Annotated in this window: 22 protein-coding genes; 16 read left to right on the top strand and 6 right to left on the bottom strand. The window is 34.6% G+C overall.

Features of this window, described 5'->3' with window-relative positions:
• Positions 1-60: 60 nt before the first annotated feature.
• The 13 genes from hslO to EUBIFOR_RS11080 all read left to right on the top strand — a co-directional run bounded on the left by hslO (position 61) and on the right by EUBIFOR_RS11080 (position 13,054).
• On the top strand, positions 61-945 hold the full coding sequence (gene hslO / locus EUBIFOR_RS11140) for an Hsp33 family molecular chaperone HslO (protein WP_040466536.1): 885 nt from the start codon (positions 61-63) through the stop codon (positions 943-945).
• Complete coding sequence (dusB, locus tag EUBIFOR_RS11135) at positions 938-1,903, top strand: tRNA dihydrouridine synthase DusB (RefSeq protein ID WP_003866171.1); 966 nt, start codon at positions 938-940, stop codon at positions 1,901-1,903. The genes hslO and dusB overlap by 8 nt, the downstream gene beginning before the upstream one ends.
• A 102-nt stretch (positions 1,904-2,005) precedes the next feature.
• Positions 2,006-3,832 carry a 1,4-alpha-glucan branching protein GlgB gene (gene glgB, locus EUBIFOR_RS11130; protein ID WP_040466535.1) on the top strand — a complete coding sequence of 609 codons (1,827 nt, stop codon included), beginning with the start codon at positions 2,006-2,008 and terminating at the stop codon, positions 3,830-3,832.
• Between the two features lie 78 nt (positions 3,833-3,910).
• The gene (locus tag EUBIFOR_RS11125) at positions 3,911-4,282 is read left to right on the top strand and encodes a hypothetical protein (protein ID WP_003866169.1); all 372 of its coding nucleotides are present in this window, start codon (positions 3,911-3,913) and stop codon (positions 4,280-4,282) included.
• A 48-nt stretch (positions 4,283-4,330) separates the two neighbouring features.
• Positions 4,331-5,179 (top strand): transketolase, encoded by an 849-nt coding sequence (locus tag EUBIFOR_RS11120; protein WP_083783561.1) that lies wholly within the window; start codon positions 4,331-4,333, stop codon positions 5,177-5,179.
• The gene (locus EUBIFOR_RS11115) at positions 5,179-6,093 is read left to right on the top strand and encodes a transketolase family protein (RefSeq protein WP_003866167.1); all 915 of its coding nucleotides are present in this window, start codon (positions 5,179-5,181) and stop codon (positions 6,091-6,093) included. The genes EUBIFOR_RS11120 and EUBIFOR_RS11115 overlap by 1 nt, the downstream gene beginning before the upstream one ends.
• A 1-nt stretch (position 6,094) precedes the next feature.
• On the top strand, positions 6,095-6,679 hold the full coding sequence (locus tag EUBIFOR_RS11110) for a class I SAM-dependent methyltransferase (protein ID WP_003866166.1): 585 nt from the start codon (positions 6,095-6,097) through the stop codon (positions 6,677-6,679).
• Between the two features lie 78 nt (positions 6,680-6,757).
• Entirely contained in the window at positions 6,758-8,848 is a 2,091-nt protein-coding gene (locus tag EUBIFOR_RS11105) for a PTS sugar transporter subunit IIABC (RefSeq protein ID WP_003866165.1), read from the top strand.
• Between the two features lie 7 nt (positions 8,849-8,855).
• Positions 8,856-9,689 (top strand): PRD domain-containing protein, encoded by an 834-nt coding sequence (locus EUBIFOR_RS11100; RefSeq protein WP_003866164.1) that lies wholly within the window; start codon positions 8,856-8,858, stop codon positions 9,687-9,689.
• Between the two features lie 201 nt (positions 9,690-9,890).
• On the top strand, positions 9,891-10,871 hold the full coding sequence (locus EUBIFOR_RS11095) for a PTS sugar transporter subunit IIB (protein ID WP_003866163.1): 981 nt from the start codon (positions 9,891-9,893) through the stop codon (positions 10,869-10,871).
• 18 nt (positions 10,872-10,889) lie between these two features.
• Complete coding sequence (locus EUBIFOR_RS11090) at positions 10,890-11,708, top strand: PTS mannose/fructose/sorbose transporter subunit IIC (protein WP_003866162.1); 819 nt, start codon at positions 10,890-10,892, stop codon at positions 11,706-11,708.
• A gap of 23 nt (positions 11,709-11,731) precedes the next feature.
• Positions 11,732-12,649: a PTS system mannose/fructose/sorbose family transporter subunit IID gene (locus tag EUBIFOR_RS11085; protein WP_040466534.1), complete on the top strand. Its 918-nt coding sequence runs from the start codon at positions 11,732-11,734 to the stop codon at positions 12,647-12,649.
• Between the two features lie 18 nt (positions 12,650-12,667).
• Complete coding sequence (locus tag EUBIFOR_RS11080; RefSeq protein WP_003866160.1) at positions 12,668-13,054, top strand: DUF956 family protein; 387 nt, start codon at positions 12,668-12,670, stop codon at positions 13,052-13,054.
• A gap of 142 nt (positions 13,055-13,196) precedes the next feature.
• Here EUBIFOR_RS11080 and EUBIFOR_RS11075 read toward each other — a convergent pair whose 3' ends face one another.
• Entirely contained in the window at positions 13,197-14,048 is an 852-nt protein-coding gene (locus EUBIFOR_RS11075; RefSeq protein WP_040466533.1) for an HAD-IIB family hydrolase, read from the bottom strand.
• 136 nt (positions 14,049-14,184) lie between these two features.
• Here EUBIFOR_RS11075 and EUBIFOR_RS11070 point away from each other — a divergent pair, with 136 nt between their 5' ends.
• A complete protein-coding gene (locus tag EUBIFOR_RS11070) occupies positions 14,185-15,345 on the top strand; it encodes a cation diffusion facilitator family transporter (protein WP_003866158.1) in 1,161 nt (386 codons plus the stop codon).
• 11 nt (positions 15,346-15,356) lie between these two features.
• On the opposite strand, the gene EUBIFOR_RS11065 is transcribed toward EUBIFOR_RS11070, so the two are convergent.
• Together EUBIFOR_RS11065 and EUBIFOR_RS11060 are read right to left on the bottom strand one after the other, a co-directional pair.
• Entirely contained in the window at positions 15,357-16,115 is a 759-nt protein-coding gene (locus tag EUBIFOR_RS11065) for a DeoR/GlpR family DNA-binding transcription regulator (protein ID WP_003866157.1), read from the bottom strand.
• A 3-nt stretch (positions 16,116-16,118) separates the two neighbouring features.
• The gene (locus tag EUBIFOR_RS11060; RefSeq protein WP_003866156.1) at positions 16,119-16,886 is read right to left on the bottom strand and encodes a DeoR/GlpR family DNA-binding transcription regulator; all 768 of its coding nucleotides are present in this window, start codon (positions 16,884-16,886) and stop codon (positions 16,119-16,121) included.
• Positions 16,887-17,042: 156 nt separating this feature from the next.
• On the opposite strand from EUBIFOR_RS11060, the gene EUBIFOR_RS11055 reads away from it, so the two are divergent.
• Both EUBIFOR_RS11055 and EUBIFOR_RS11050 read left to right on the top strand, forming a co-directional pair.
• Positions 17,043-17,300, top strand: a complete 258-nt coding sequence (locus EUBIFOR_RS11055; protein ID WP_003866155.1) for a hypothetical protein — start codon at positions 17,043-17,045, stop codon at positions 17,298-17,300.
• Positions 17,301-17,413: 113 nt separating this feature from the next.
• On the top strand, positions 17,414-17,695 hold the full coding sequence (locus EUBIFOR_RS11050) for a hypothetical protein (protein WP_003866154.1): 282 nt from the start codon (positions 17,414-17,416) through the stop codon (positions 17,693-17,695).
• A gap of 11 nt (positions 17,696-17,706) precedes the next feature.
• On the opposite strand, the gene EUBIFOR_RS11045 is transcribed toward EUBIFOR_RS11050, so the two are convergent.
• The 3 genes from EUBIFOR_RS11045 to EUBIFOR_RS11035 are packed head-to-tail and all read right to left on the bottom strand — an operon-like array spanning position 17,707 to position 19,660.
• A complete protein-coding gene (locus tag EUBIFOR_RS11045) occupies positions 17,707-18,480 on the bottom strand; it encodes a purine nucleoside phosphorylase YfiH/LACC1 family protein (protein WP_040466531.1) in 774 nt (257 codons plus the stop codon).
• Complete coding sequence (locus EUBIFOR_RS11040) at positions 18,461-18,961, bottom strand: flavin reductase (protein WP_003866152.1); 501 nt, start codon at positions 18,959-18,961, stop codon at positions 18,461-18,463. The genes EUBIFOR_RS11045 and EUBIFOR_RS11040 overlap by 20 nt, the downstream gene beginning before the upstream one ends.
• A 12-nt stretch (positions 18,962-18,973) precedes the next feature.
• Positions 18,974-19,660, bottom strand: a complete 687-nt coding sequence (locus EUBIFOR_RS11035) for a DUF975 family protein (RefSeq protein ID WP_003866151.1) — start codon at positions 19,658-19,660, stop codon at positions 18,974-18,976.
• Positions 19,661-19,827 lie beyond the last annotated feature (167 nt).

Here is a 19,827-nt window from a genome sequence, read left to right as displayed (position 1 = left end):
TTGAAATGGATACAAGAATTCAGTAGAATGGTGCTAGTGAATTTTATTGTGGAGGATATTATGAAAGATCAACTTTTAAAAGCTCTTGTTTTAAATGAGCATGTTCGTTTATATATTGTGCGCACAACTGATTTAGTACAGGAAGCGCAAGATCGTTTTGATTTACATCCATGTGCTTGTGCAGCTTTAGGAAGAACGTTGTCCGTAGCGAGTATGATGGGTGCTATGTTGAAATCTGAAGAGGAAATGTTATCAATCACAATTAATGGACATGGTCCAATTGGTTCGATTGTGGTAGATGCATATGCGAATGGAAATGTTCGTGGGTTTGTTTCAAATCCACATGTAGAGGATGTTTTGATTCGTCCAGGCAAATTAAATGTAGGGGCTGTTGTAGGTACAGATGGAACTTTAACAGTTACGAAAGATTTGAGCATGGAAGAAAACTTTTCTGGTTCGGTTGAGTTACAAAGCGGTGAAATTGGGGATGATTTTGCCTACTACTTTACTTTATCTGAACAAACGCCAACAGCGGTATCTTGTGGAGTCTTAATTGGTACAGATGGTCGTGTTGCTAGTGCAGGAGCTATGATTCTACAAATGCTTCCAGATGCAACAGAAACAGATATTTCTATTTGTGAACACGTGCTTGAAGGGTTGAAACCAATGAGTACTTTGATTCAGGAATATGATGATTCAAGTTTAGAAGCTTTGGCAAATGATATGTTTGAAGATGCCAAGATTTTAACAACACAACCAGTGGCATATGATTGTCCTTGTTCAAAGGTACGTATGGCTAGAGCTTTGGGTACTATTAAAAAATCAGATGTGTTAGAAATGGCCGATAAAGAACATGGTTGTGATATCACATGTAATTTCTGTAATGAATCGTATCATTTTACAGAAGAAGAATTAAGAGCGATTGCGAGTAAGATGCATGATTAAGATTGGAAATGTAGAAATTGAAAATCCTGTAGTCATTGCGCCGATGGCAGGTATTAGTAATATCGCATTTCGAAGAATTGCGAAACGTTTTGGTGCCGGTTTAGTTTGTAATGAAATGGTAAGTGACAAGGCATTGTACTATGATTCATTAAAGACGAAACAAATGTGTGCCATTGATGAAAATGAGCATCCAGTATCTTTTCAGTTGTTTGGTCATGACATTGATACGGTTGTGTATGCAGCTAAATATTTGGATACACAAACAGATTGTGACATTATTGACTTTAATATGGGATGTCCGGTAAATAAGGTAATCAAAGCTCAGGCAGGAAGTTTTTTGATGAAGGATATTGACTATGCCAAAGAGCTTGTATCCAATATTGTCCAAAATGTAAGTAAGCCAGTAACAGTTAAGATGCGTTTAGGTTTTGATACGTATCATATCAATTGTGTTGAAATGGCGAAGGCTATGGAGAGTGTAGGTGTTAGTGCTGTAGCTGTGCATGGACGTACACGTAATCAAATGTATGAAGGAAAAGCCGACTGGTCTTATATTAAACAAGTAAAAGATGCTGTGTCGATTCCGGTTATCGGAAATGGGGATGTTCGCAGTGTAGAAGACTTTCATCGTATGATGAATGAAACAGGGTGTGATGCCGTTATGTTAGGTCGTGGAATTGTTGGAAATCCATTTTTGATTCAAGAATGCGTGGATTCGATTACAGGTCAGAAACATGAATTTTCAATGGAAGATCGCATTGAGATTTGTATGGACCATGCCAAAGGATTAGCGGATACAAAAGGTGAAAAGGTAGCTATTCGTGAAATGCGAGGTTTGGCTAGCTGGTATTTAAAGGGGCTTCCAAGTTCAAGAATCTTTAAGAATGAGATGTCACAAATGAATACATTGGAAGATTTAGAGAATATATTACATCAATTCATGGAGGTGCAACGATAGTTGCATCTTTTTGTGTATTGGTAAGCGTTTTCAAAATCTAAAAAATCTGCTTTAAGTTTCTTGCGTTCCGGTATAAAATATATGTACGGAGGTTATATCATTATGGATCAAAGAAAGACAAAAGCCTTTTTTGAAGGGCGTGATATACATGCATATAATATTTTTGGTGCACATTTAGAAGGGGATGGCGTTCGCTTTCGAGTATATGCTCCAAACGCAAAAAATATATCAGTAATTGGGACATTCAATAATTGGGATGATCAAGCTAGTAAAATGAAAAAAGATAAACGTGGTATTTGGGAATGCTTTGTGCAAGGTGCAAAGAATCAGGATTCTTATAAATATCGTGTATGGCAGGCAAATGGTGAATTGGTAGATAAAATGGATCCATATGCTTTTTATAGTGAATTAAGACCGAACACGGCAAGTATCATATCGGATTTAAGTTATGATGGATGGACTGACAAAGAGTGGTTGAATCAAAGAAATAAGGGTTTTGATTCTCCTGTGAATATTTATGAAATGCATGTTGGTTCGTGGAAAAAAGAGGATGAGAACGAAGAATTTGTACAATATCATGAAATTGAAAAGGATCTAATTGAACACTGTAAAAAACATCACTTTACACATGTAGAAGTTATGCCGTTATGTGAATATCCATTTGATGGTTCTTGGGGATATCAATGTACGGGTTATTTTTCAAGTACATCTCGTTATGGAACAAATCATGAATTGATGCACTTTGTGAATGCACTTCATGAAGCGGGTATCGGTGTTATCATGGACTTTGTTCCAGTGCACTTTGTGAAGGATAATTATGCATTAGGCATGTTTGATGGTACGCCTTTATATGAATATGCAAAACCAGAAGATGCCAACAGTGAATGGGGAACAGCTAACTTTGACTTATGGAAAGAAGAGGTTCGTTCATTCTTAATGTCTGCAGCTAATTTCTGGATAGACGTTTATCATGTAGATGGATTGAGAATGGATGCGATCAGTAATGCGATTTTCTGGCATGGAAATAAAAATAATGGAGTAAATGAAGGTGCATGTGATTTTATGAAGCGTATGAATCACTTGTTGAATGAAGAACATCAAGGAAAAATCATGTTGATTGCAGAAGACTCTAGTGATTTCCCTAATGTGACGAAACCTAGTTATGCAGGAGGCTTAGGATTTGACTACAAGTGGGATCTTGGATGGATGAACGATACATTGTCTTATTTGAAAAGAGATCCAATTTATCGCAAGTGGCATCACCACGATATTACATTCTCAATGGCTTATTTCTATTCTGAAAGATTTATCTTGCCATTTAGTCATGATGAAGTTGTACATGGTAAGGCAACCATTGTAGATAAGATGTGGGGAAGCTATGAAGATAAATTTGCCCAGGCAAGAGCTTTATATGTATATATGTTTGCACACCCTGGTAAAAAATTGAATTTTATGGGTAATGAAATTGGTCAATTGCGTGAGTGGGATGAACAAAAGAGTTGTGACTGGTTCTTATTGGATTATCCAATGCATGATGCGTTTAAACATCTGTGTGAAGATTTAGGTAAGATCTACACAGAAAATGATGCATTCTTCAATCAGGATTATGATCCGAGTCGTTTCTGTTGGATTGATGCAGATAATGTTGGACAAAATACGTTCTCATTTATTCGTAGAGGGTCAAAGAAAGACTTTGTCATTATTATGAATTTCTCTACAAATCCATATGATCACCAACAATTTGGTGTTCCTTGTAAAGGTAAATATAAGGAAATCTTAAATACAGAGTGGGATAAATATAATGGAAATTTAAAAGACCATACGCCTCAAGAAGTACAAGCTATGCGTCTAGCAAGACATAATCAGCCATATATGATTGAAGTCAACGTACCTAGTTTTGGTGCTATGATTTATGAAGTTGAAAAGTGAGATTAATTTCTCACTTTTTTTGTGAATTTCTCCTTTTTTTTACGTATAAGAGAGTGTAGAAAAAAAGGAGAATATAAAATGGAAAAATTAGATGTAGAATTTGAAATGTTTCGCAAAAGAGTGTACAACTTACAGGTCCGTGATTTTTATTTACTTTTAATGAATCGAGGATGTGATATTGATACACTAAGGAAATTATTTTTGGATGTAGATGAAAAACTATCTATGAAATTGGATGGTATGTTCTATTATGCACAATCAAATATGATTCAAGAAGTGTTAGAAAGAGTAATCAAACAAGAACAGACAAATGCGAGAATGGATTGTTTTAAAAGGTTGTATGAAAAGGGGATGGATGTGATTGAGGTTTTAGAATTGCTTGGAATTTCACAAAATGATATAGAAATGATCAATGAAGCAGCTTATGTTTGGCAAGATACGCATTTGTGAAATAATTGATTTTTGAAAAGGGTGTATTGTGATGAAAAGTTTGTTATAATGTATGCGCAAAAAGGAGATAACTTAAATATTATGGAAAACAAGGAACTTGCATTGCACGCAAAAAATATTCGTAGAAATATTGTGAAAGAAGTGTATAGTGCCCAAAGTGGACACCCGGGTGGAAGTTTAGGTGCAACTGACATTTTGACAGAGTTATACTTTGAAGAAATGGATATTAATGAGGAAAACTTAAATACATTAAATCGTGATCGTTTTGTATTGAGTAAGGGACATGCAAGTCCGGCTTTATATGCAGTACTTGCTGAAAAAGGATTCCTTCCAGAAGAAGAATTGACTACTTTCAGAGCTATCAATTCACGTTTACAAGGACATCCTAATATGAATTATGTAGAAGGCGTAGATATGTCTACAGGTTCTTTAGGACAAGGTATTTCTTGTGCTGTAGGTATGGCGTTGGCAAATAAATTAGATAAAAATGATCATCGTATTTATACTGTACTTGGAGATGGCGAATGCCAAGAAGGACAAGTATGGGAAGCTACAATGTCAGCAGCTCACTATAAGTTAGATAACTTATGTATTATTGTTGACAACAACAACCTTCAAATTGATGGTCATGTAGATGAAGGTATGAGTGTTTATCCTTTGGATAAAAAATTCGAAGCTTTCAACTGTCACGTAATCAATATAGATGGTCATGATTTTGATCAATTGCGTGCTGCACTAAAAGAGGCTCGTGAAACAAAAGGAATGCCAACTGTAATTGTTGCCAAAACAATTAAGGGTAAAGGTGTTTCATTTATGGAAGATCAACAAGGATGGCATGGAGTAGCACCAAATGAAGAACAATACCATGCTGCAATGAAAGAATTGGAGGCAGAATAATGGCAAAAGTAGCTACACGTGTCGCTTATGGTGATGCTTTAAAAGAATTAATGGTTGAAAATAAAAATGTCGTTGTATTAGACGCGGACTTAGCTGGTAGTACAAAGAGTGGAGAAGCTAAAAAAGTAGATCCTGCTCGCCACTTTGACATGGGAATTGCTGAAGGAAATATGATGAGTGTTGCAGCTGGTCTTGCGGCTAGTGGAAAAATTGCATATGCATCAACTTTTGCAATGTTTGCGACTGGACGTGGATTTGAACAAATCCGTAACAGTATTGGATATCCTCAATTAAATGTTAAAATCTGTGCTTCTCACGCTGGAATTAGTGTTGGAGAAGATGGCGCTAGTCACCAATGTATTGAAGATGTTAGCTTAATGCGTGGCATTCCAGGTATGAAAGTTATCGTTCCATGTGACTACAATGAAGCTAAACAAGCATGCAAGGCTGTAGCTGAAATTGATGGTCCTTGCTACGTTCGTTTAGGTCGTAGTGGCGTTGAAAGTGTAAATGGCGATGACTATAAATTTGAACTAGGAAAAGGTGTTGTCCTTCAAAAAGGTGAAAAAGTGGCTCTAGTTGCGACTGGATTGATGGTTCAAGAAGCATTAGAGGCTGCTAAGAAAATGGAAACAGCTCCAACTGTAGTAAATATTCATACAATTAAACCAATCGATAAAGAATTGATTGTTGAACTTGCAAAAACTCACGATAAAATCGTAACTTGCGAAGAACATTCAATTATTGGTGGTTTAGGTAGTGCTGTTGCCGAAGTATTAGCTGAAGCAGGAACGGCATGCAAACTTGTTCGTGTCGGTGTTCAAGATGTATTTGGTGAAAGTGGAAAACCAGCTCAATTATTCGCAAAATACAAAATTGATGCAGATGCGATTGTAGAAGCTTGTACAAAGTAGTATGGCACACTATTTCACAAATGATATTGTAAAAGATGCACCAGAAGAAATTACGATACATTTTCGTGATTTTACATATAAGTTAAATTCGAATGCTGGAGTTTTCAGTAAAGATAAGCTAGATGAAGGAACACGCATCCTATTAGAAACTGTATTAGACAATCAGTCAGAACCAGTTTCATGTTTAGATCTAGGTTGTGGAATTGGTCCTATTGCGCTTATTTTAATGGAATATTGGAAGTATACCGAAATGACAATGATTGATGTGAATCAAAGAGCTTGTCAGCTTGCTGATTCAAACATGAAAAAGTATCGTCGTAAGGCAAAGATAATATGTCAGTCTGGTATAAATGAAGGCCAGTATGCTTGCATTCTTTTAAATCCGCCGATTCGTACGGGAAAGGCAATGATTTATTCATTGTTTGATCAATGTATGGAACATTTAGCTACAGATGGTCATTTCTGGATCGTAATGCGCAAGCAGCATGGTGCACAAAGTGCAATCAATTATTTACAAGAAAAAGGCTATGAAGTAGAGAAAGTAGCTCGTGATAAGGGCTATTGGGTAATGAAGATTTCAAGATAATGATTCTGCATTACCTTTTTTTATGGACTTTTTGACAAATGTCATTTATCATCATAAATACAGTAGAGGTGTTAATAAATGAAACAACATCATGTATTTAGCTTTTTGCAAAGAATGGGAAAATCCTTTATGTTGCCTATTGCAGTACTTCCTGTAGCAGGTATTTTTTTGGGTGTAGGAAGTTCTTTAACCAATGAAACAACGATAGCTGCATTGCATTTAGAATCGGTATTAGGGCAAGGAACCTTTTTATATAGTGTTTTAATTTTATTAAAACAAGTGGGCAAAATTTTATTTGATAATCTACCATTAATTTTTGCGGTTTCTATTGCCTTAGGAATGTCTAAGCGAAGAAAGGAAGTCGCGGCACTTGCAGCTATTATTGCTTTTTTTGTGATGCATGCCACGATTAATGCGTTACTTTGTTTAGATGGAAGTATAGTGAATGGTGTAGTTTCAGGCCAGGCTTTAGATGGATCCATTACTTGGGTATGCGGTATGTTGTCGCTTGAAATGGGTGTGTTTGGCGGAATTATAGTTGGACTTGGTGTGAGTTATTTACATAATCGGTTTTATCAGATTCAACTACCAAGTGTGATTTCTTTTTATGAAGGAGAACGCTTTGTTCCAATTGTTTGCGCTGTTACATATGTATTTGTAGGTGTGCTTATGTATTTTGTTTGGCCACCATTACAACATGGCGTTTATAATTTAGGCCGATTGATATCGGATTCTGGCTATTTTGGAACTTTTATTTATGGAGTTATTAAGCGTAGTTTAGTTCCTTTTGGCTTGCATCACGTTTGGTACATGCCATTTTATCAGAGTGCATTGGGCGGTGTACAAATGGTAAATGGTTCAATGATATCTGGTGCACAGAATATTTTCTTTGCGCAATTATCCGATCCAAGTGTGACTCATTTTAGTGTGAACGCAACTAAATTTTTCTCGGGAGAATTTATATTTATGATTTTTGGCTTGCCTGGTGCGGCTTTAGCTATGTATCAATGTGCAAATCCAGAAGCAAAGAAAAAGACGGCGAGTTTATTGCTTTCGGCGGCTTTAACAAGTGCATTAACAGGAATTACAGAGCCGATTGAATTCTCTTTCTTGTTTGTGGCACCATTGTTATATGTTGTTCATGTGTTTTTAGCTGCCACATGTTTTGTAATTGCACAAGCTTTACAGGTTGCGATTGGATTTACTTTTTCAGCAGGTTTACTTGATTTTACGTTGTTTGGAATATTACAAGGAAATGCGAAGACAAATTGGATAACTGTGGTTTTGCTTGGCTTAGTATACTTCTTTGTGTATTATGGGGTATTTAAGTTTCTGATTGTTAAATGCGATTTAAAAACGCCGGGAAGAGATGAGAGTATTAAGGTGTTTGATAAGAAAAAGTATGATTTTAGTTTTGATAAATCTTTGATTGATCCAAGAAGCCAGATGATTGTTCAAGGCTTAGGAGGACGTAGTAACTTTACCGATTTAGATTGTTGTATCACAAGATTAAGAGCGACTATCAAAGATGATTCTTTAATTAATGAGGGGGTTTTAAAAAAATCGGGGGCTGCAGCTATTATGTGCCAGCCAAATGCGATTCAAATTATTTATGGTCCACAAGCTTCAAATATAAAAACAAAATTGGATGAGTATATGTTGAATGTGCCGGAAAGTTATGATTTTGATGATAAAGAAGTTGTTTTGGAAACAAAAACACAGTTTGAACTTGAATGTTTAGTAAATGGGGAAGTAATGCCTATAGAGGAAGCATCGGATTCTATGTTTGCCCATAAACTAATGGGTGATGGAATTATGATTCGTCCAAGTGATGGTGTGGTTGTAGCACCTTGTGATGGTGTTATTTCAATGGTTTATCCAACAAAACATGCGATTGGTATTACAATTGATGATAATACGCAGATTTTAATTCATTTTGGTACGGATTCGGCAAAACTTAATGGCAGGGGATTTGAATTGTTGGTAAAACCAAACCAGAAAGTAAAAGCTGGAGATGTATTGTGGAATGCAGATCTAACGTATATCAAAGAAAATGCGTTGGATGAAAATATCATAGTTGTATTCACAAAAATAAAAGATGGTGCTGAATTAGAAAAGAAATATGGAAAAATGCAATGTCATGATATGATGTTAAGGGTAAAGGGATAATGGATATATGTGTGAAATTTTAAAGATTTTGAATCATAATACAATCTTGGTTTTAAAAGAAAATGAAGAAATAATTGTGATGTCTAAAGGAATTGGATTTGGTAAAAAGCAAGGGGAAAATGTGGAAATTCCGCGAAATGCAAAGCAATATAAGATGCAAAAGTCATATCAGGCGAAACAGAAGTCGAATAATATTTTTGATTACATTGATCCAATGTATATTGAAATTTCATCTGAGATTATTACTTTAACAAAAGAGAAATTTGGTAAAGTAGAACATGATATCTTATTATCTTTAGCAGATCATATTTATTTTGCGGTAAAAAGAATTAAAGAGAAAGATTTTCCATCCAATCCATTTAATATGGATATTCAACTTATGTTTCCTGATGAATATTCAGTGGCATTAAAGGCAAAAGATGTTATTGAAAAATATACGCATGAAGAAATTAATGCAGAGGAAATTGCTTTTATTACTTTACACATTCACTCAGCTATATCGGTAAATAAAGTAGGAGATTCGATGGAAGTTATGCGTGTGATTCGTGAATTCTTCATGAAATTACAGGCCGATTTAAATATTCGTATTGATGCGAATTCATTGTCATATATTCGTTTAATGAATCATATTAAGTTTTTGTTGTTGAGACTGAATAATGATGAGGAATTGCAGATGGATATTACAGAATTCACAAAAGAAAAGTTTCCATTCGCATATGAGCAGGCTCGTGTTTTATGTGAACAATTGAGCCATGTCTTACATAAAGATTTGCCGGATTCAGAGTTGGGTTATTTGGCTTTACACTTGGAGAGAATCTTATCGAGTACGATAACTTCTTGATTTTATTGTTGACAACGCTTTCAGATGGTGGTACATTTTTGATGTAAAAAGTGAATATTCAATAGCGTGTAACTGGTTAGGCAGGCATTTACTATTTTAATTGAAGATATAATCTTTATTGGTTTATTGTATATCTTCAGTTTAAATGTATATGTCTGTCTTTTTTTTGCGTATTGAATTTCTAAGAAAGGATGAAAATATATGGTAGGAATTATTCTTGCAAGTCATGGTGAATTTGCGAATGGTATCTTCCAGTCAGGAGCTATGATTTTTGGTGAACAAGCCAATGTAAAGCCTTGTACTTTGATGCCTAGTGAAGGACCTGAAGACATTCGAAAGAAGATGGAAGATGCGATCGCTTCTTTTGAAAATCAAGAAGAAGTATTGTTCTTAGTTGACCTATGGGGAGGAACTCCATTCAATCAGGCAAGTGCCTTGTTAGATGGTCACGAAGACAAATGGGCAATTGTCACAGGATTGAATTTGCCTATGTTGATTGAAACGTATGCTTCTAGATTCTCAATGGAGAAGGCACACGAAATTGCAGCACACGTAATGCAGACTGCACAAGAGGGTGTACAGATCAATCCAAAAGAATTAGAACCAAAAGAAGAAAAGAAAGCGGAAGTAAGTGCAGCACCTCAAGGAGCTATTCCAGAAGGAACAGTACTTGGAGATGGACATATCAAATATGGCTTAGCACGTATTGATACACGTTTACTTCATGGTCAGGTAGCAACAGCTTGGACAAAGACAGTTGGTCCAAACCGTATCATTGTTGTTAGTGACAATGTAGCTCATGACAATTTAAGAAAGAGCATGATCGAACAGGCAGCTCCTCCAGGAGTAAAAGCGAATGTCGTTCCAATTGACAAGATGATCCAAGTCGCAAAAGATCCTCGTTTTGGAGCTACAAAAGCAATGTTGTTGTTTGAAACACCACAAGATGCATTAAGGGCTATCAAAGGTGGAGTTGATATTAAAGAATTGAACTTAGGTTCAATGGCACACTCACAAGGAAAGGTTGTATGTACAAAGGCCGTTTCTATGGGTAGTGATGATGTAAAAACATTTGATGAATTATTAGCAATGGGAATTAAAATCGATGTTCGTAAGGTTCCAACGGATTCACCTGAAAACTTCGATGAAATTCTTAAAAAAGCAAAAACAGAATTAAAGTAAATTTAGAGGGAGATTATTATGTCAGCGATTAGCGTTATTTTAGTTGTAATTGTTGCCTTCTTAGCCGGTATGGAAGGGGTTCTTGACCAATATGAATTCCACCAACCATTAGTAGCATGTACATTAATTGGTTTGGTTACTGGTCACTTAAAAGAAGGCGTTATGTTAGGTGGTTCTTTGCAGTTGATGGCTTTAGGTTGGGCAAACATTGGTGCAGCGGTTGCACCAGATGCTGCACTAGCTTCAGTTGCTTCTGCAATTATCATGGTTTTAGGTTTAAATGGTGGAACAACAGATACTACAACTGCTATTTCTACAGCAATTGCCGTAGCTATTCCATTATCAGTTGCTGGTTTATTCTTAACTATGCTTTGCCGTACACTTGCAATTCCAGTTGTTCACTTCATGGATGGTGCTGCTGAAAAAGGTGATTTTGGAGCCATTGAACGTTGGCAAATCGTAGGTATTTGCTTACAAGGTATTCGTATTGCGATTCCTGCTGCTGCATTATGCTTCGTGCCTAGTTCAGTTGTAACAAGTGTATTAAATGCAATGCCAGCTTGGTTATCTGGTGGTATGACAGTTGGTGGAGGAATGGTTGCTGCTGTTGGTTATGCAATGGTAATCAACATGATGGCTACAAAGGAAACTTGGCCATTCTTCGCTTTAGGTTTCGTATTTGCTTGTGTAAGTGAATTTACATTAATTGCATTAGGTGTAATTGGTGTTGTTATCGCAATCGTTTATTTAGGTTTGAAAGATGCTGCTAAAAATAATGGTGGAGGATCAAATACTGGTTCTGGTGATCCATTAGGCGACATCTTGAATGATTACTAGGATTTTGAAGGAGGTAAATGAAAATGGCTGAAAAAATTACATTAACTAAACAAGATCGTAAAAAAGTTTGGTGGCGTCATCAATTCCTTCAAGGTTCTTGGAACTATGAACGTATGCAAAATGGTGGATGGTGCTATTCAATCATTCCTGCAATCAAAAAATTATATCCTAACAAGGAAGATCAAATTGCCGCTTTAAAACGTCACATGGAGTTCTATAATACTCACCCTTATGTATCAAGTCCAGTAATGGGTGTTACACTTGCTTTGGAAGAAGAAAAAGCAAATGGTGAAAATGTAGATGATACAGCAATCCAAGGTGTTAAAGTTGGTATGATGGGTCCTTTAGCTGGTGTTGGTGACCCAGTATTCTGGTTTACAATGCGTCCAATCTTAGGTGCTTTAGGTGCTTCTTTAGCATTAAGTGGAAACATTTTAGGACCAATCTTATTCTTCGTATTATGGAACGTAATTCGTTTAGCGTTCATGTGGTATACACAAGAATTTGGTTACAATGTAGGTACTAAAATTGCTGAAGATATGTCTGGTGGACTTCTTGGTAAAATTACTCAAGGTGCAAGTATTTTAGGTATGTTTATCATTGGTGCATTGGTTCAACGCTGGGTAAGTATTTCATTTACTCCAGTTGTTTCAAGTGTTACTCAATCTGAAGGTGCATACATTGATTGGTCACAAATTAAAGGAAATGCTGACGGAATTAAGAGTGCATTAGAACAATATTCTTCATTAGGAGCTACTGGTTTAAATCAAATCAAAGTTACAACTTTACAACAAAACTTAGATTCTTTGATTCCAGGTCTTGCAGCTTTATTATTAACTTTATTATGCTGTAAATTATTGAAGAAGAAAGTTTCTCCAATCACAATTATTATCGCATTATTCGTAGTTGGTATTATTGGTCGTGTAATCGGAATTATGTAATAGCTTGAGGAGGTACATATGGCACAATCATTAAATTCAAAAGTTGATTTAACAATCAAGGCAACATCTTTTGCAGGATTGAGTTCCAATGGAAATGTCATGGTTGGAAATAAAGCATTTGAATTCTACAATGAAAGAAATGTTGAAGATTGTATTCAAATTCCATGGGATACAATTGATCGAGTAGAAGCGAGTGTCTTATTTAACAAAAGTATTTCTCGATTTGTGATTTTCATAAATGAGAAAACATACTTTACTTTCTCTACAAAAGACAACAAAAAAACACTTCGTGCTATAAGAGAATATGTACCTGCAGATCGAATGCTTCGATCATTGAGTTTTTGGGATGTGTTTAAACGAGGTTTAATGTATATTCCAAATAAATTACTGCATTCTAATAACTAAGTATTGTTAACCCAATCCGCATTATGCTGATTGGGTTTTCTTTCTTTTAAATTGGTGTACACTAATAGCAAGAATACAGGATAAAAGATAATATATGGAGAATAAAAAAAGCGAGTTATTTTAATGAAAAGGGTGTGGATTTCTAGAATTCCACATCCTTGTTGTTTAATATATGATCAAATATGTAATGTCCTACACCACCATCAAGACAATCGTAGTCAGTAATATTGTCGGCTAATGCCTTTGTGTTTGGATTGCCATCTTTTAGGCAGACTCCCCATCCACTTGTGAGTAGTAAAGAATTATCGTTTTCATTATCACCAAACGCAATTGTATTTTCTAAGTGGATTTGATTCCATTCGCAATACATTTCTAAACCTCTACCTTTAGAGAAACCACTATACATTAATTCGATAGTTCCTGGGAATGTTTCAATAGTTTGGTATTTCCCTTTATATTGTACTTCTACTTGATCACGGATAAGTTGCGTTGTTTCTGGGTCTGTTCTAAATAAGAACTTATAAACAGGTTTTTCACAAAAACCATCAATATCACCTGTTTTATCAATAAGTGGAATGTTTCTTCGTTTTGACATATCTAACAAATCCTCGTTGATATTCATAACGTTGTGTAGTTGATTTCCTTCAACGTTTATAGACACTTTATTTTCTTCAATGATTGGCATCAAGAAAGTTAAGACTTCTTTCATTTCTTCAATACTCATCATGTCCATTGTAAATGTCTTATCCAGGTTTCGATCATAGATCATGCCACCATTCATTCCGATTATGAAATCAAATTCAAACCCTAATTTCCAAAATATTCCTTTTGTTTTTTCCATTTCGGTGATTTCTCTTCCGGTTGCCAAGCCAAGCTTAACGCCTCTATTATGCAATTCTTGTAAAGCCTGTATTGTGATTTTAGGTAAAGGACTGCTTTTCGAACTTAAAGTCATATCGACGTCTGCAGCCAAGACCTTAATTTTATTAATCATAAAATGTACCTCCATTACATAAAATGTATACGATTTCATATGAAGTTGCAACTTGAAAGTTATATTGTACTACCTGTTTCGTTTTGTATTTTGTCTTTAGGTAAGCTATACTTTAGAGACGTGAAGGTGGTAAATAATGAATTTTTTAGTGCGTAGATTTATAAAGAATTATCAAGATACAAAAGATGCCAATGTAAGAACAAATGTTGGTAAATTATCGGGGATTGTGGGTATATTTAGTAACTTATTTTTATTTGTGATTAAGTTTATGATTGGTACCATTGTACATTCGGTATCTATTCAAGCTGACGGAGTAAATAACTTAACAGATGCGGGTTCGAATATTATTTCGATTTTATCTTTTCATCTCGCAAATAAGCCAGCAGATAAGGATCATCCATTTGGTCATGAAAGAACGGAAACAATTGCGTCTTTATTTGTAGGTATATTGATTTTAGTTCTTGGTTTTGAAACCGCAAAAGAAAGTATTTCTAAAGTGATTCATCCGGGAAGTATTGATTTTAGAATTGCATCCGTCATTATTCTTTTAATTTCTATCATAGTTAAATTTTGGATGTATGCATACAATAAGAAACTTTCTAAAACATATGATTCAAGTCTATTAGAAGCAACGGCATTAGATTCAATTAGTGATGTATGTGGAACAACGGCAGTTCTTGTATCTACATTATTGTCTCCAGTTCTTCACTTTAATCTAGATGGATATATGGGTATTGTAGTTTCAGGAATTATCCTTTATGGAGCTTATGGCTTATTAAGAGATATGATTAATTCTTTAATTGGAGAAGCACCAGATCCTGAACTTGTACACAATATTGTAGATAGGATTATGGCACATCCTGCAATTTTAGGTGTACATGATATGATGCTACATAATTATGGTCCAAATAAGATTTTTGCGAGTGCCCATGTAGAAGTGGATTCCTCAAAAGATATTTTTGAAACGCATGATCATATTGATAATATAGAGCGTGAAGTTAAAGAAAATATGAATATTGATTTAGTTTTACATATGGATCCAGTAAAGGTAAATGATCCAGAAACAGAGTTGTACCGTGCAAAAGTAGTCAAAGCTATTCATCAAATTGATCCAAAATGGGGATTTCATGATTTTAGAATTGTGTCAGGACCAACACATGTAAATTTGGTGTTTGATTTGGTAATTCCGTTTGAAGAAAAGTATTCACAAGAAGAAATAGAAGATATGCTTCTAAAGCATATTCAATCGGATAAAAAGATTTATTTCGTACTCACAATTGATCATCCATACGCATAAGGCAGAAGGGTTTAAACTTCTGCCTCTATTATTTCTGGGATTACTTGGATTTGAGATTTATTCTCTTTAGTTAATGTATTTGAAATAAATACATCCACTTCTTTGAATTTACAGTATGTGTATTCTGGTTGTGCATTAAATTTATTTTTGTCAGTTACCACAATGATTTTTTCACTTTGTTGAAGAATATGTCGCTTTAATTCATATTCATTTTCATAAGTAGTAAATCCATTGTTGTCTTTAAATCCTTTGGTTCCTAAAATCGCAACATCAATATGAATATAATCGATAGTTTCACTGGCAAAGTTTCCATAAGAGCGATAGGCATTGTTGGAAATGTTTCCGCCAATTAAAATAACGTGCATGTTTAGTTTAGCGCATTTGTAGGCTACAAAGATGGAGTTTGTCACAATCGTAATATTATGAATGGATTGAAGAAAAGGAATACCTGCAAGACATGTACTACCGGCATCTAAATAGACAACCATTCCTTCTTTGATAAAGGTGCAGGCTTTCTTCATGATTTGTTTCTTTTCCTCAATATATTCTTGATTTCTTAATGAAATGGGCATTTCATCAGGTTCTTCTAAAAGTAGCGCATAGCCATGCTCTTTTTTTATGATTTTAGAATTTTCAAGTTCAATAATATCTTTACGAATGGTTTCGCTTGAAGTTTGAAAGTAATCAGCTAAATCGGATATCTTGATTTTTGGATGTTCCTGCAGAAGTTGACGAATCTTGAATTGTCTTTCATCTTTCTTTTTTGACATAAGCTACACCTGTGTGACTTTCTTGACTGTTTTTACAACATCATATTGTTCTGCTGTTAAATGGTTTGTGATGAATTCGTCAAACTCATTAAATTTACAAAAGGCATAAGGCGCAATATCTGCCTTATTATTAACTTTACTTGCATCACTGATCATGATTTTTTTTGCGGATTGATTCATAACATGACGTTTAAAACCAAGTTCATCGGCTGAAATGGTGGTAAATCCATGACTCTTTTCAGTGAAAGCATCTGTTCCCATGATGGCTAAATCAATGCTTAAATGGTCGATGATTTCGGTTGCGAAATGTCCATAGGTTCTTTTCCCTATATTAAATAATAAACCACCAGCCATGATGATGTTTAAATTCATGTTGGCACATTCATAAGCTACAAGAATAGAGTTGGTGACAATGGTGATGTCACTTTTGTTTCGTAAAGCACTTATAGCCGTTAAAATTGTGCTTCCAGAATCCAAATATACGATCATGCCATTTTCAATTCGGCTAAATGCTTCTAGGGCCACAATTTTTTTCATTTCTTTATTTTTTTGTGCTTTTAATTCGACAAATGTTTCGACAGAAGAACTTTGAATCTTGGCGTATCCATGTTCTCGAATTAATATTTTTCTTTCTTGTAGTTCATCTAAATCTTTACGTAGTGTTTCTGGAGTAACAGAAAGTAATTTGGCAAGTTCTGCGACTTTTATTTTCTCTTTTCCTTCAAGAATTTGACGAATTTGAAGTTGTCTTTCTTCTTTCTTCTTTGACATGTTTTCACCTATTTTCTTTTGAATCCAATTAAATTATAAACGAAATATTTTGAAAACAGAATAAAAAGTGGGAATACAAATAATTTGAAAGTGAGTAATGAATTCAATATTGTTTCTGTGCATAATGAGACTGTCTAAAGAAAGTGTGTGATAGATATGGTAGTTCGATTGAATCCGGTTGAATTTGCGAAGGCAATGATGAAAAAGAAGAAACAATTGATTCCCACACCGATTGTTTTAGATAATGGAATTGCCGGTATTGTGTATGGATATTATGATGGGGATGATTTTTATTATTTGAATTGTCTTGATGTCGATGTTTCTAAAAAAGAAGAATTAAGAGAAATGAATGTAATGGAATTGAGGCAAGAAATAGCGTTAAAGATTAAAATTTTTGTAGCCAACTCAAATTGAGATAAAATTTTTTGAATCTTAAATAAAAACTTGGAAAACGAAAAAATGAAATTAGATTCTTGAGAAGAATCCATAATTCATACATAATGCAGGTGTCAAAGGGGGTATAAGAAATGTGTACTGTCGTCCATCTTGAACCAGAAGATTTCGCAAGAGAATTAGTTCATAATCAAAAAAATGTTTATGCCAGAACGTATGTCCTCGATTGTGGGCTTGCCGTAATTATCTATATGTGTCAAGATTCGCATTTCCTATACTACTTAGACAGACCGGATTGTTCGAAAGAAAAAAAGGACATGCTGAAATCGATGGATTTTTATGAACTGCATGCCGAAATCTATCGTAAGGTCAATTTAGATAATCGCCTTCGCGAAAGACAAAACAACCCAAGCTAGATTGCTTGGGCTTATTTAATATATCCAAAGGTAAAGTGTTCGCCTGTTTGTTTATCATTACGATAGCTAAAACATGTATTGAGCTCTTTTTTTGTATCATATACACTTGGATGAATGTTTTGTGCCGGAACCCCTAATTCTTTACACATTTCAATATTGATACCTTGATTATCAATATAGGCTTTTTCATTTGGCATATAACGAATGAAAGGTGTTGTATCAATGCTGATTTGTTTCATTTGTTCAACAACTTCCATGCCAACTTCTAAAGAATCAAATTGAATACTTGGAGAAAAATATACGTGACAAGATTTGGGGTGAATCAAATCTTTTTCGATTAATTCGCTCAAGCATTTTTTTGTGATTTCTAAAGTAGTTCCTTTCCATCCAGAATGAATGGCACATATGCATGGTGTTGTTTCATCAATGACAAGAATACCTAAGCAGTCAGCCGTAAATACACCAATTAGAATGTTTGGCTCTGTCGTATATACGGCATCTACATTCATAATGCTTGTATTTTTGTCATAGGCACCCTTACCTTTATCACTAGAAGTAACGTGGGCCATGTTGTTTGTGTGCTTTTGCCAAGGAAGTGCCCAGTTATCTAGAGGCATATTTAGTTCTTCAGCTAATCTTTTGCGGTTGATCATAACAGCTTCTGGATCGATACATACATGGAGTGCGGTATTGTTCTTTTCAGGAAGAGCAATATTTTTTAGTGTAGTAGCACCAAATATGTGTTCGTTATTGACATGAATAATTTTATTTGTTTGAATAGACATCTGTAATTTCTCCAATATATACATAGTGCAAATCATCGAGTGGATAATTTTTTTCGTAAATTTCAGGCAATAAGAAATATTCTTTTTCGAGTTTTCCAACATAGAGCTTCTTACAAATAAAGACTTCTTTAGCTTCTTCAAATGTAGGATTTCCATCTACCATTTCAATATGGAAATTCACTTTTGAAATCTTATCTTCATCCTTACCTGATTTTGTGCCTAAGTAAGATAGTTCTTTATGCTTATCATCAAAGAAAGATAGGGTAAACGTCTCACTTTCATCAACGAATTCTTTTGTGTATCTTTGTGGTCGAATAAAGATTATCGCAACATCCTTATTCCATAAGTGACCAAGTGTCCCCCAAGAAGCGGTCATAGTGTTGGTTTTACCGCTTTTTGTAGCACTGATAAGTAGCCAGTCTTTTCCAATCTTATCAAAAGGATTGAAGTTTAGACTATGAATATCAACTTTTTCAAACATATATAATTCCTCCTATATTCTGTGTTTTAAAATTAAATAAACTTCGGCTTTTGTTGCTTCTGGATATGGTTGTACAAATAGAAGTCCAATTCCGCAACAAATTGCGCCTAGAATTATCCATCCTAAAAAAGATAAATCTAAGACAAATAGATCCATCTTTTGTCCAGTCGTCATTTGTTTGGACAAAGAGAAGGCTTCATCAGCCGAAAGATTTGGATTTTCTGCCAATAGATATGGAATCATAGAATATTCGTAAGCTTTAATAACTCCAGGTACTATGAATAAGAATAGCCATAGCAGGGTTTTTAAATCCATTAAAAACAGGATTTTTACCACATTTAAATAATTGCCTTTAAACCCTTTGAATATTTCACTTAGTTCAGGATTCTCGTTATTATTCTTTATAAAGTATCCATTTTTTCCAACTACAATAACATTACCAATAAAGATTGTATAGAGGATTCCTAAAATACTAGCAACAGAAATAAAGGAATAAAATATATATTGGAAATTAGATGAATAGAATATAGGTTGGGCATCATAAGAAAGATTGTTTGAAGCAAAATCTTGTACTCTTTCAATAATCGTTGTTTTTCCACCAGTTAATATTCCTGTAAGCAGAGTTACCACAAACATCTTCCAATAGTTTCGTTTCATAATGAGTTTAGCTTGTTCTTTAACTTGTTGTCGATTCCACATAGGGAGCACCTTCTTCCTTATATTTTATTTTATCATATAAGAAAATGAATAATGTGGAAAAAGATATATGATTGTACAGTTCGTATAAATAAGGAAACGTATAAAGATTTATATGCATTGATGCGTTTTGTGATTAAAGTTTGTAATGTATATGCCTAAATACAAAG

The sequence above is a fragment of the Holdemanella biformis DSM 3989 genome (assembly GCF_000156655.1).
GTDB classification, from domain to species: domain Bacteria; phylum Bacillota_I; class Bacilli_A; order Erysipelotrichales; family Erysipelotrichaceae; genus Holdemanella; species Holdemanella biformis.
Note: the sequence above shows the minus strand (reverse complement) of the source record. Positions and strands in the feature narration are given on the sequence as shown.